This window comes from Mesorhizobium sp. ESP-6-2, from assembly GCF_020164675.1.
Taxonomy (GTDB): domain Bacteria; phylum Pseudomonadota; class Alphaproteobacteria; order Rhizobiales; family Rhizobiaceae; genus Mesorhizobium.
On the sequence record NZ_JAIUGT010000007.1, the window covers coordinates 227408 to 239691 of the forward strand.

Genomic DNA, 12284 nt, shown 5'->3' on the forward strand with positions numbered 1-12284 from the left:
TGTACGCGGCGAAGCCGCCGCCAGGCAAAGGGATCAGCGGCAGGCGCGATAGCCGCTCTTGCGGTTCTTGATGTCGAAGTGGAAATGGTTGCGGTGGTCGTAATTGTAGCCGGGGCCGAGCACGGTGGTGAAATACTGGCAGCCGTCGGCGCGCACATTGTTGAGGAAGCCGCGGGTGCGGAAGGCGAACAGGCCGGGCTTGCGCACGTCGATATCGTCGCCATTGTTGAGTTCGATGCTCATCACGTCGAGCGCGTTGCCCTTGCCGTGTTCCGACAGCACGCCTTCGCCGGCGATGTTGCGGCAGGAATAGCTGGAACCCTGGTGGATGGTCCTGACGCCGGAGAAGTAGCGCCAGCGGGCGGAAGGAACGAGCTCGTTCTTCGTCCACGCGGCGAAGCTGGCGGCCATGTCGCAGGTCAGCGTCGCGGCGGGCTTCATCTGGATGCTACCGATGGCCGTGACCTTGACCGGATAGTCAATGCCGCACTGGCCTTCATGGATCGGCGCCAGGTCGGTGAAGGTGACGCCGAGGCGCCTCAGCTGCTGACGGCAGTCGGCCTCGCTGGCCGGCATCTGCTCGACCGGCGACATCGGCTCGTCCATGCGTGGATAGGCGGCCTGCGTCATGTAGGGATCGGAAGGAACCAGCCGCTGCATGCCTGAATATTGCGGCACGGCCGCGGTCTGCGCGCCGACATCGACGGCCGGCTCCAGTGCCAGCACGTTGCCGGTGTTGCAGGCCGACACCGCGGCCAGCGCAAGCAGGGCGGCCAGTCCGCCGGCCGCGGCGCGCGCGCGTTTCGATTGCCGCGCAAGCGCCAGCGCGGCACGAAATATCCCGTCCATCGGCAGTCCCTTTCCCCGATAGGCGGGATTTTAACGATCAACGGTAAAGGAAAAATCAGCGCCGGCGTTCATGCCTGCGGCCGAATTGCGGCATCGCTTCTGAGCCGGCCCTACTGACAGAAGGTACCGCCGTGGCGGCGCGGCTCGAGGTCGAGGTGCAAATGCAGCGAATGATCGGCATCGCTGCCCGGGCCCAGCACGGTCTTGAACGGCCCGCAGGCAGCCTTGCGCACTGTGTCGAGGAATTTGGCGCCCTTGTCCGGTGGCGTCGGGCCGACCTCGATCGTCCTGCCGTCCGCAAGTGTGAAGCTGGCAATATCGAGCGCATTGCCGAAGGCATGTTCGGACAGTTTGCGCGTGCCGTTGCGCGGCCGGCACACAAAGGCCGATGCCTGGCCGATCGATTTCAGGTCGGCGCCGAATTCGGCTTTCGCCGCCGGCTGGATGACATCGCCGGCAAAGCGTGCCGCAGCCTCGGCCATTGCGCAATTGAGCTCGGCGCCCGGGGCAATGGCGATCGACTTGCCAAGGCTCTTAAGTACCAGGGGATAGGGGATCGAACAGCCGATATCGCGATCGCTTTCAGCCTTGTGCTCCTCGAATTCGACGCCGAGACCCCTCAGCCGCTCGCGGCAGGCCACTTCCTCGGCAGGTATTTTCGCGTCTGGCAGGTCAGCCGAACGCGGGTCGGGAAGCATCTCCTTTTTGTCCGCGTCCGCCGGCTTTGGCGGCGGTGGCGGGGCGAGGGCCGGCGGCTCAACCTCCGGTTCCGCAGTCTCAGGCCTTTGTGTCGGCGTCGGCGCCACGGCTGGCGGCTCCGGTTCGCTTTTCGCATCGGCTGGCGGCTCGGGCCGGGCTTGTTGCTTCTGAGGGGATCCCTCGTCCTGGAGCCGGTCGGAGGTCGCGGCTGGATTTTGCGTGTTCGGTTCTGTCGCCTCTGGCGCGTCAGCGGGGCGCGGTTCAGGCACTGGGACATCCGCACGTGCCGGCTTCGGCTTGCGATGCCTTTCGCCGCGCGGTTTCAGCGGCCGGTCGGCCCGCTGCGTCAGCGGCTGCTCCACTCGCGATGAAAGCGGCTCCTGATGCCTGTGACGATGTCTGGCATCGGCTGGCGTCACCAGCAGAGCTGAAACGACCATGACCAACGCAATCCTGTATCTTCGGGAAAAGCTCAGTGTTGCCATCGCTTCGAAACGGTGCCGGGATGCCCGAAGTTGCCTGGAAGGCGCTTAGGCCCGATCACAATCGATTACCGGCGCGTTACGCGCCGATCGCTTCCAGCCCTTCCTCCAGCCAATCGGCGACCAGCGGCAAGCCGAGCAGGTATTTTGCCGTGTGCTTGTTGGCGCGCTCGCGCGCGGCGGTGACAGCGTCGGCCCATTCCGAGGCATCGTAGTCGCCACGGCCGACCCAAGCGAGCGCGACGAGCTCGGCCGCCTCGTCGACATTGAGGTCGTTGATCAGCTCGCGCAGTTCCTCTTCGGTCAGGTTTTCCGAGCTTTCCTCGGCGAGTCCGTCATGATGGTGATTGTCACGGGTGTTTCCATCGAACTCGATTTCATGTTCGGCGCCGTCGGCATAGTCTTCATTGATGGCGGCGCTCAGCGCTTTGCATTTGAGGATGAACAGCCGCACGGTGTCGGGCCCGATCGTCAGATCCCAATTCTTTTCAAGCCGTCGCTGCACTGGCGGTCTCCGCTGGCTCAGCTTTCATCGCCGCCGATGATAGCGGATTTCGAGCATCCGTCACCTCATGTTAGCCCCTTGCTTTTTTCCGGGATGAAACCGACGACACGCTGCGTTAGTGTTGCATTCTCACCCCTCCAGGAGGCTCCGATGCATAAAAGAGTGCTGATCCAGGCGGCGAGCGCGCTTATCGCTCTGCAGTTCCTTGCCGTTCCGGTGTTTGCCGCGGGCAGCGGGAACGACACCAGCACGACCACCAAATGCAAGAAAGGCATGGTCTGGGACAAGAAAAAGAACAAGTGCGTCGCCCCCCAGGAAGGCATGCTGGACGACGACAGCATCTACGATGCCGGGCATGACCTGGCGATGGCCGGCCGCTATGACGAGGCGATCGCCGTGCTCAGCCTCGCCGCCAACAAGCAGGACCCGCGCATCCTCAACTATCTCGGCTATTCGCACCGCCATTCCGGCCGCATCGCCGTTGGCCTCGGCTATTACGAGGAAGCGCTGCGCATCGACCCCAACTACACGCTGGTGCGCGAATATCTTGGCGAGGCCCACCTCCAGATCGGCGACCTGGCCGGCGCCCAGCAACAGCTGATGGAGATCGAAAAGCGAACCGGCAAAGGGTCGCGCGAATACGGCATGCTGGCCGAACAGATCGATCATTTCATGAGGAGCTGATCCCTCAATGCCTTCCGAACCGGCCGCGAGCAATCACGGCCGGTTTTTGTTGCCATGCCGGCTCCTGCGACGGCGCGCGCGAAAACGGTGATGATTTCTTCAGAAACCGATTTTTGGGCGTGAAAAGCCCGCAAAGATTGCTATATTCAGGGAAATTGCGGTGAACGGTTCCGTTAGCCCGAGGCTGCCGGACCGTTTTCTTTTTGCACCATCGACAAGGCTTTCCCCGAAACGCGGGGGTGGCGGCAGGAAAGGTCAGGTATCATGAACAAGGTCCCGATGACAGGCGAGGGGTTCGCGTCATTGAAGGAAGAACTGCGCTGGCGCCAGCAGGAGGAGCGGCCGCGCATCATCGAGGCGATATCCGAAGCGCGCTCGCATGGCGACCTATCCGAAAATGCCGAATACCATGCCGCCAAAGAGGCGCAGAGCCTCAATGAGGGCCGTGTCAACGAGCTCGAGGATCTCATCGCCCGGGCCGAAGTCATCGATGTCACCAAGCTCAGCGGCGACAAGGTCAAGTTCGGCGCCACCGTGGTGTTGGTCGACGAGGACACCGAGGAGAAGAAGACCTACCAGATCGTCGGCGATCAGGAGGCGGACGTGAAGTCCGGCCGCATCTCGATCTCCTCGCCGATCGCGCGGGCGCTCATCGGCAAGGAAGTCGGCGACGCCATCGAGGTCAACGCGCCGGGTGGTGCAAGGGGCTACGAGATCGTCCAGGTGCAGTTTATCTAAGGAGTTCGAGGGGCGCTGATCTGCGCGTTTTTAGCCAAGGTTGGCGCTTGCCCCTCATCCGCCTGCCGGCACCTTCTCCCCGTATAATGACGGGGAGAAGAGGGCTGAACGCGAAGTCGGCGCCTATTCTGCAAATGCTTAAAATTGGCGAAATCATCGGTGAAGGCGTCCTTCTCCCCGGCAGGGCGATGAGGGCAGCGCCAGCTTTCCGATTGAATAGATCAGTTCTTGCCAGCGCCGGCCTGGCCATGCGTCTGGTGCTCGAGCAGCCTCTCAGCCTCAGCCACCACCCTCGCGGGCGACACTCGCTCACCGGGCGCGGCCTGCAGCGTCGATGCATAGGGGCCGCGCGGACCGGTCAAACCCGGCTCCGTGGCCAAAAACACCGCGACCGTCGGCAGGCCGAAGGCGCTGGCGAGATGCGTGAGCCCCGTGTCGGCGCCGATTACCAGCCTCGAGCTGCCCAGGATCGCCGCGATGTCGGCCAATGGTGATTTTGGCACGATGCTCGTCGATGGAACTGCCCGGGCGATCGCTTCGGCCACCGCCTGTTCGCGCTCGTCCGACCAGGTCGTGACCGGCGTCATGCCGCGCTCAACCAGCAGACGGCCGGTTTCGATCCAGTCTTCAACAGGCCACTTCTTGTCCTCGCGGCTGGTGCCGTGCAGCAGAAAGGCCGTTTTGCCGGATATGCCGGTCAGATTGCCGCGCGGCGGCACGATGCCCGAATCCAGCGTCGAAAGATCGGGCCGGTAGCCCAACGCCAGCCCGAAAAGCCGCCGCGTCCGTTCGATGGCGTGGAGGTTGCGGGGGACGGCGTGGCCGACGTCGTAAAGCAGCGTTGCCGAAGGCTCGCGCGCGCTTGAGCGGTCGAAGCCGGCGATCGGCGCCTTCGCCTGCCTGGCCACCAGCGCCGATTTCAACAGGCCTTGCGCATCGATGACCAGATCATAGCGGCACGCCCGCAAGGCGCGTCGCAGGGCGGTCGCCTCGCGCCAGGTGGCCTTGTCGAAGAGATGTTTTCGCCAACGCCGGATGGCGACCGTGTGGATGGTTCCGAGTGCGGGGTGCAGCGCGACGATGCCGGCGAAAGCCTCCTCGACGCACCAGTCGAAAGCGATATCGGGCCGTGCGCGGCGCGCATCCTGGAGCGCCGGAAATGTGTGGATGACGTCGCCCATCGACGATGTCTTGACGATCAGCACCTTCATGCAGCGGCCGGGATGTCCAGCAGCCGGTCCGCGGCCGCCATGACCCGTGCGACTTCGAGCGTCTTCAGGCAATTGAGGTGGCCGAGCGGACAAATCTTGCGGTGGCAAGGCGAGCAGGACAGGCCGAGCCAGACCAGTTCGCGCCGTTCGGCCAGCGGCGGCGTATTCTGTGGCGAGGTCGAGCCATAGACGGCGACAACCGGCGTGCCGACCGCCGCCGCGACATGCATCAGCCCGCTGTCGTTGGAGACAGCCAGCCCAGCGGCCGCGATCAGGTCGATGGCGTCCTCCAGCCGCGTCTGGCCGGCCAGGTCGACCACGCCAGGAGCGAGGGCTGCGATCTCCGCAGTCACATCACGGTCGTTCTTCGACCCGAACAGCGCGACCTTGAACCTTCTGGCCATGAACTCCCGGGCAAAGCCGGCATAGTGTTCGCTCGGCCAGCGCTTGGCCGGGCCGAACTCGGCACCTGGCATCAGCGCCACGAATTTCTGCTGCCCCAGGCCGAAACGGTCGAGCAGGGTGGCCTGGTTATTGGCGTCCACCGTCAGATGAGGTGCCCGAAAATCGCCACCCTGTGCAAGGCCGAAATAGGCCTGCGCCGTGCGCCGTTTCACGGCCTCGGGCAGCGGAACGATATCGGTCAACAGGCCGTAGCGCATTTCCCTGAGATGGCCGAAACGGCGCGGAATGCGGGCAAAGAATGGGATCAGCGCCGACTTCCAACTGCCCGGCAGGATATAGGCGCTGTCGTAACGGCCGCGCAGCAGGCGGCCGAAGCGGCGGCGATGCGTGAATTCGAGCGCACCGGGTTTCAGCGGGAAATCGATCTGCTGGCGGACCTCGGGCATACGCTTGACCAAAGGGGCCGCCCAAGCCGGCGCCAGCACGTCGATCGCTGCATTTGGATGAAGCTCCTTCAGCGCCGAGAACAAGCACTGCGCCATCACCATATCGCCCACCCAGCGTGGGCCGATCACGAGGATCGCTGGGCTTTCAGCCATTCGACATAGTCTCTGACGCCGGTTTCGACGCTGCGGAATTGCCCATTGTAACCGGCCGCGCGCAGACGCGACATATCAGCTTGCGTGAAGCTCTGGTAGCTGCCCTTGAGGTGGTCGGGAAAGGGGATGTACTCGATCTCGCCCTTGCCCAGCGCGTCGATGACGGTTTCGGCAATGGCGCGGAAGGGTTGCGCCCGGCCGGTGCCGCAGTTGAAGATGCCGCTCGCGCCGCGCTTCCACAGCCACAGATTGACATCGGCGACATCGCCGACATGGATGAAGTCGCGGCTTTGCTCGCCGGGACCAAAGCCGTCATGGGCGCCGAACAGCTTTGGATTCTCGCCACGCCCGACCTGGTTGAACAGATGGAAGGCGACCGAGGCCATGGCGCCCTTGTGGGCCTCGCGCGGCCCATAGACGTTGAAATAGCGCAGGCCCGCGACCTGCGAATGATCGGTATCGAAGACATTGCGCCTGACATAGTCATCGAACAGCTTTTTTGAATAGGCGTAGACGTTGAGCGGCCGCTCAAGCTCCGCGTCCTCGCGGAACTCGGAGCCGCCGCCATAGACCGATGCCGAGGAGGCGTAGAGGAAGGGCACGCGCAGCGCCAGGCAGGCATGCAGCAGCCGCTTCGAATAGGCATAGTTCACCTCCATCATGAACTTGCCGTTCCATTCGGTGGTGGTCGAGCAGGCGCCCTGATGGAAAACGGCCTCGATGCGGCCGAGCCCGCCATCCTCGAGGCGGGCCAGGAAATCGTCCTTGTCGAGATAGTCGGCGATCCGCAAGTCAGCAAGGTTGGCGATCTTGTGGCCATCGCTCAGGTCGTCGACGACCAAAATGTCGTCGTGGCCCTCCGCATTGAGCGCGGCGACGATGTTGGAGCCGATCATGCCGGCGCCGCCCGTGACGATGATCATGAACGCCTCTGGTTGCTTGCGATTCCGGTCCTTATAAGGGAGGCTTGCGAGGCTGTCGACAAAGCAGCGTTGCCGGGCGGTACTGGGATCCGCAAGAAGGGTGGAGGGGTGGACCCGTCCGCGATTGCCCTGCGCGGGCAGCGCGCCACAGTGGCGCCGCAAAGCTGCCGCTTCAGTCGGCTCGAGCCGCCGGGCGCGATCATGAGGGACCAGGAATGCCGTCGACAGAGCTGCTCGTCGCGTTTTTCGCCACCACGGCGATCTTCGCCTATATTCCAGGCCCGGCCATGCTCTATGCCGCCGCGCAGACGATGGCGCGCGGCCGCTGGTCCGGCCTGACTGCGGCGCTCGGCATTCATCTGGGGGGCTATGTTCACGTCTTTGCCGCCGCCGCCGGCCTGTCCGTGCTTTTCCATGCGCTGCCGCCGCTCTACATGGCGGTCAAGCTCGTCGGTGCGCTCTACCTGATCTGGCTCGGCGTGACGCTGTTTCGCAAGCGCGCGGAAGGCGACATGGCACTGCCGGCGATCGAGCGGAAATCGGCTCGCCGCGCTTTTTTCGAGAGCATCGCCGTCGAGGTGCTCAATCCGAAGACCGCGATCTTCTTCATGGCGTTCCTGCCCCAGTTCATCGATGCCTCGGCGGCGCTCCCGGTCTGGCTGCAATTCGTCGTGTTGGGCACGACAGTCAATCTGATGTTCTCCTCGGCCGATATCGTCTGCGTGTTCCTGGCTGGTGCCGTGATCGGCAGGCTGCGCCGCTCCAGCAGCGCCCAGCGCATGATGCAGCGGGCCGGCGGCGCGGTGCTCGTCGGGCTCGGGGTCCATGTCGCCTTGCAGAAGAGTTGACGAGGCCAACCGACGTTGCGCTGGCTCGAATTGCGGTATATCGGCATCGCCATGAACGACCGGTCCGGCCAATTTGTCCCCGATGCATCTTCAAAACCGGTTTTTTTGCGCGCGTTGCCAGTGACATGATCAAGCACGACCTACTTTCCCCCGAACCCTTGCACCGCGCCATCGCGCACTTCGGCCAGGCCACCGTGCTGGTGGTCGGCGATCTCATCCTTGACCGGTTCGTCAACGGCATCATCGAGCGGATTTCGCCTGAGGCGCCGATCCCGGTGCTCCATGGGCGAGGCGAGAGCCTGGCGATGGGCGGCGCAGGCAATGTCGTGGCCAACATCATCTCGCTCGGCGCCGCCGCCATTCCGGTCTCGGTGATCGGCTCAGATACGGCAGGCGACAGCCTGGTGCGCATGCTCGGCGAGCTTGGCGCCGACACGACGGGCCTGGCGCGGGAGCGCGGCCGCATGACATCGTCCAAGAGCCGCTTCAGCGCGCTCAACCAGCAGGTGCTGCGCTTCGACGAGGAGGAGATCAAGCCGCTCGGCGCGGCGGAGCGCGTGGCGCTGGTCCGGCATTTCCGCACCGCGCTGGCGCGTGCCGACATCGTCATCCTGTCGGATTACGGCAAGGGCATCCTGCTCGAAGGCGTCGCCGGCGAGTTGATCGCGATCTGCCGCGAGGCGGGAAAGCCGGTGCTGGTTGATCCAAAGGGCCGGGATTATGCTCGCTATGCCGGGGCGACCGCCATCACGCCCAACCGCAAGGAACTCGGCGAGGCGGTCGAACGACCGGTGTTCAGCGATGACGAGATCGTGGCCGCTGCGCGCGAGCTGCTTGCGGCGCATGGCTTCGACTTCGTCGTCGCCACGCGCAGCGAGAAGGGCATGAGCGTCGTCGGTCCGACCGAGGCGCGCCACATCGCCACACAGGCGCGCGAAGTGTTCGATGTGTCGGGCGCCGGCGACACGGTGATCGCGACCTTCGCGCTGGCGCTTGCCGCCGGCGCCGATCCGGCCGCGGCCGCCTCGATCGCCAATGCCGCCGGCGGCGTGGTCGTCGGCAAGCGGGGCACGGCGCGGCTGACGGTCGAGGAACTCACCGGCGCGCTGTTTCGATCGCACGGTCCGAGCGTCCACAGGGACGCCATCCTCGACGCCAAATCGGCTGCAAGGCTGGTGGCGGCGTGGAAGGAGGAGGGCCTGAGCGTCGGCTTCACCAATGGCTGTTTCGACATCCTGCATGCCGGCCATGTCAGCCTGCTGCACGCGGCGCGCAGCCAGTGCGATCGGCTGGTGCTCGGCCTCAACAGCGATGCTTCGGTGCGCCGGCTGAAGGGGCCGGAACGGCCCGTCAACGACCAGCACGACCGCGCCTGCGTGCTCGCCGCGCTGGCCTCGGTCGATGCGGTGGTGGTGTTCGAGGAGGACACGCCGCTGGCGCTGATCGAGGCGCTTTTGCCCGACATACTGGTCAAGGGCGCCGACTACACGGTCGACACCGTGGTCGGCGCGGACGTGGTGCAGAAAGCCGGCGGCCGCGTGGTCCTGGTCGATCTCGTCGCCGGCAAGAGCACGACCGGCACCATCGGCAAGCTGCGCTCGGCCGGCAACAAGAATTGAGGCTTTCATGTCCGAACTGAACGATTACCTGGTGCGCTCGGCGGCCGCGATCACGGCGCTGGTCGAGCGCGATCTCACAGGCGCGATGGAACGTGCGGCGAGCGCGATCGTCGCCGCCCTTTCGTCGGGCAAGGCGCTGTTGATCTGCGGCAATGGCGGCTCGGCCAGCGACGCCATTCACATCGCCGGCGAACTGGTTGGCCGCTTCCTTAAGGAGCGCAAGGGCTACAATGTCATCGCGCTGCCGGCCAATGCCGCGGTGCTCACCGCCTGGGGCAATGATTACAGCTTCGACACCGTTTATTCGCGGCAGGTCGAGGCGCATGGCGCGGCCGGCGGCGTGCTTCTGGCGATCTCGACCAGCGGCAATTCGCCGAGCATCCTGGCCGCCGCCGAACAGGCGCGGGCCATGAGCATGACGGTGATCAGCCTGACGGGCGACACAGGCGGCAAGCTCGCGCCGCTCACCGACATCCTGCTCAACGTGCCCTCGACCTCGACGCCGATCATCCAGCAGGGGCATCTGTGCCTCTACCATCATCTGTGCGAGGTGGTGGAAGCGCGCCTCAGCAATGGCTGACAAGGCTGCGTACCCGCTGGCCGAGCCGGGCCTCTGGGTGGAGCGGGTCGGTGTCAGGGTTTTCCCTGCCGGCCAGCCGGCGCTGTTCCTGGATCGCGACGGCACCATCAATGTCGATACCGACTATCCCAGCGATCCGGCCGAGATCGAGCTCCGGCCGCAGATGCTGCCTGCGATCGCCGCCGCCAACAATGCCGGCATCCCGGTCGTGGTGGTGACCAACCAGTCCGGCATCGCGCGCGGCTATTTCGGCTGGAGTGCCTTCGCCGATGTGAACTGCCGCGTGCTCGACCTGTTGCGCGATCAGGGCGTTGTCGTGGACATGGTGCTGGCCTGCGCCTACCACGAGGCCGGCGTGGGGCCGCTGGGCATATCGGACCACCCGATGCGCAAACCCAATCCCGGCATGCTCTTCGAGGCGGCGAAACGCCTCGATCTCGACCTCCGGCGTTCCGTGATCGTCGGCGACAAGCTGGCCGACATGGAGGCAGGCCTGGGCGCCGGCCTGCCGCAGGGCTGGCTCGTCGGCGGCGAGGCGCAGCTTCGCTCCGGTTTCGTCATCAAGCCCTTGCGGGACAGCAGCGACCTCGACGGTCTTGTCGCCGCCATAGGGCGGCTCGATGGTCGAGCCAAGCCGTCCTGACCCGGATCCGACCGCTCACGCCGGTTCGCTCGCTTGCGAGGCCTCGTACAGTTTGGCCTCGGTGGCGAAGGAATAGATCATCACCGACATCGAATAGACGAAGCCGTGCCGGCCGCACAGGAAGTAGCGCTTGGCCAGATAGAATTTCAGGAAGTTGCCGAGCGGCGAAAGCACCAGCCGCACCAGGCCCGGCTTCTTGCCTTTCTCGACCAGCGTGGCCGCCTTGAGGCTGGAATAGGCGTTTGCGCGGGCGAGATCCTCCTCGACCGATATTTCGCGACGATGCAGCAGCACGCCGCTTTCGATCGTGCTGGTCTCGCCGGAAACGCCGAAGGATTCATGCACTCGCGCGGTCAGATCGATGGTCGCGCCTTCCCGGCGGAAAAGCCGCAACAGCCGGTTATGCAGCACCCAGCGGTGGGCATAGCCATAGCCCTTCAGCCAGTCGCGGCGGCGGATGTACCACCCGCTGATACCGGCGTTCGCCGTCTCGACGGCCGCCACGATCGACTGCCGCAGCCGGTCGTCGACGCGTTCGTCCGGGTCGATCGAAAGGCACCAGGGCTGCGAGGCATGGTCGAGCGCGAATTGCCGCTGATGCGGAAAACCCGGCCACCCATTGTGCAGCAGCTTTATCGGATAGCCCTCGGCGACAAACTGCCGAACGATGTCCAACGTGGCGTCGGTGGAGCCTGAATCGACGATGACGATCTCGGCGCAAAAGTCGATGCTTTCGAGGCAAGGGCCAATCATATCGGCCTCGTTCATGCAGATGATGAGCGCCGAAATCGGGCTTGCAAACCTGGTCATGGTCCCCTTCCACGGCGGATTGTCCTTGGAACTTACGCTGCCTGGGCAAGGAAACCAATCAGGCGCCAAATCGCACAGGACGACCCGGCTGCCTGCGTCTGTCCGTTATCAACGCGGCGGCGATGTGGCGAAATTCCGGAATTCGCATCGGCCGGGCGCCGCAATCGATCGGCGTCACGTCCGCTCGAACGAGACCAGCCCTTCATCCTTGACCCGGCGGATGGTGAGGGCTGTGCGCACCGTGTCGACGTTCGGCGTGGAGGTCAGTTCCTCGATGACAAAGGTCTGGAAGGCGCCGAGGTCGCTTGCCACACAGTGCAGGAGAAAATCGGACTCGCCCGACACCATCCAAGCATCGCGTACGACCGGCCAGCCGCGCGTGCGCTCAGCGAAGATGCGAAGCTCGGCATCGGCCTGATGGTGCAGGCCGACCAGGCAGAAGGCGACTACGTCGAGACCGAGCGCCGGCGCGTTGAGCAGCGCCCGATAGCCGCGAATAATGCCGGCTTCCTCCAGCCGCTTGACGCGGCGCAGGCAAGGCGGTGCCGAAATACCGACGCGGTTCGACAGTTCGACATTGGTCATGCGTCCATCTGCCTGCAATTCGCGCAGGATCTTCCAGTCGATTGCGTCGAGGTCGGCCTTGAGCGGCATTTCGGGGCTTTCGATGATTATGGGTGGCGAAAGAA

At 64.6% G+C, this 12284-nt stretch carries 14 protein-coding genes; 6 read left to right on the plus strand and 8 right to left on the minus strand.

Translation table 11 applies throughout. From position 1 onward, the window contains the following. Nucleotides 1-33: 33 nt before the first annotated feature. From LB532_RS19855 to LB532_RS19865, 3 genes are all read right to left on the minus strand, one after another. Nucleotides 34-849 carry an extensin family protein gene (locus LB532_RS19855; RefSeq protein WP_140639683.1) on the minus strand — a complete coding sequence of 272 codons (816 nt, stop codon included), beginning with the start codon at nt 847-849 and terminating at the stop codon, nt 34-36. A 110-nt stretch (nt 850-959) separates the two neighbouring features. Next, nucleotides 960-1994 (minus strand): extensin family protein, encoded by a 1035-nt coding sequence (locus LB532_RS19860; protein ID WP_140639682.1) that lies wholly within the window; start codon nt 1992-1994, stop codon nt 960-962. Between the two features lie 115 nt (nt 1995-2109). After that, complete coding sequence (locus LB532_RS19865; protein WP_140639681.1) at nt 2110-2535, minus strand: DUF3775 domain-containing protein; 426 nt, start codon at nt 2533-2535, stop codon at nt 2110-2112. A 150-nt stretch (nt 2536-2685) separates the two neighbouring features. On the opposite strand from LB532_RS19865, the gene LB532_RS19870 reads away from it, so the two are divergent. After that, on the plus strand, nt 2686-3219 hold the full coding sequence (locus LB532_RS19870) for a tetratricopeptide repeat protein (RefSeq protein WP_140639680.1): 534 nt from the start codon (nt 2686-2688) through the stop codon (nt 3217-3219). 264 nt (nt 3220-3483) lie between these two features. Then, nucleotides 3484-3957, plus strand: a complete 474-nt coding sequence (gene greA, locus LB532_RS19875) for a transcription elongation factor GreA (protein ID WP_008877613.1) — start codon at nt 3484-3486, stop codon at nt 3955-3957. Between the two features lie 221 nt (nt 3958-4178). Here the strand turns inward: greA and waaC are convergent, their stop codons facing one another. The 3 genes from waaC to rfaD are packed head-to-tail and all read right to left on the minus strand — an operon-like array spanning nt 4179 to nt 7095. Continuing rightward, nucleotides 4179-5168, minus strand: coding sequence for a lipopolysaccharide heptosyltransferase I (waaC, locus tag LB532_RS19880; RefSeq protein ID WP_140639679.1), 990 nt, complete (start codon nt 5166-5168; stop codon nt 4179-4181). Then, nucleotides 5165-6172, minus strand: coding sequence for a lipopolysaccharide heptosyltransferase II (waaF, locus tag LB532_RS19885; protein WP_140639678.1), 1008 nt, complete (start codon nt 6170-6172; stop codon nt 5165-5167). The genes waaC and waaF overlap by 4 nt, the downstream gene beginning before the upstream one ends. Further along, the gene (gene rfaD, locus LB532_RS19890; protein WP_140639677.1) at nt 6145-7095 is read right to left on the minus strand and encodes an ADP-glyceromanno-heptose 6-epimerase; all 951 of its coding nucleotides are present in this window, start codon (nt 7093-7095) and stop codon (nt 6145-6147) included. Before rfaD ends, waaF begins: the two co-directional genes overlap by 28 nt. 215 nt (nt 7096-7310) lie before the next feature. Between rfaD and LB532_RS19895 the strand changes: the two genes are divergently transcribed. The 4 genes from LB532_RS19895 to LB532_RS19910 all read left to right on the plus strand — a co-directional run bounded on the left by LB532_RS19895 (nt 7311) and on the right by LB532_RS19910 (nt 10785). After that, nucleotides 7311-7943, plus strand: coding sequence for a LysE family translocator (locus tag LB532_RS19895; protein WP_140639676.1), 633 nt, complete (start codon nt 7311-7313; stop codon nt 7941-7943). 125 nt (nt 7944-8068) lie between these two features. Further along, nucleotides 8069-9562: a D-glycero-beta-D-manno-heptose-7-phosphate kinase gene (gene rfaE1, locus LB532_RS19900; protein WP_140639675.1), complete on the plus strand. Its 1494-nt coding sequence runs from the start codon at nt 8069-8071 to the stop codon at nt 9560-9562. A 7-nt stretch (nt 9563-9569) separates the two neighbouring features. After that, complete coding sequence (locus LB532_RS19905) at nt 9570-10142, plus strand: SIS domain-containing protein (RefSeq protein WP_140639674.1); 573 nt, start codon at nt 9570-9572, stop codon at nt 10140-10142. Next, complete coding sequence (locus LB532_RS19910) at nt 10135-10785, plus strand: D-glycero-alpha-D-manno-heptose-1,7-bisphosphate 7-phosphatase (RefSeq protein ID WP_140639673.1); 651 nt, start codon at nt 10135-10137, stop codon at nt 10783-10785. Before LB532_RS19905 ends, LB532_RS19910 begins: the two co-directional genes overlap by 8 nt. A 15-nt stretch (nt 10786-10800) precedes the next feature. Here LB532_RS19910 and LB532_RS19915 read toward each other — a convergent pair whose 3' ends face one another. Further along, nucleotides 10801-11595: a glycosyltransferase family 2 protein gene (locus tag LB532_RS19915; RefSeq protein ID WP_140639672.1), complete on the minus strand. Its 795-nt coding sequence runs from the start codon at nt 11593-11595 to the stop codon at nt 10801-10803. A gap of 174 nt (nt 11596-11769) precedes the next feature. Further along, nucleotides 11770-12249, minus strand: coding sequence for an Lrp/AsnC family transcriptional regulator (locus tag LB532_RS19920; protein WP_140639671.1), 480 nt, complete (start codon nt 12247-12249; stop codon nt 11770-11772). Nucleotides 12250-12284 lie beyond the last annotated feature (35 nt).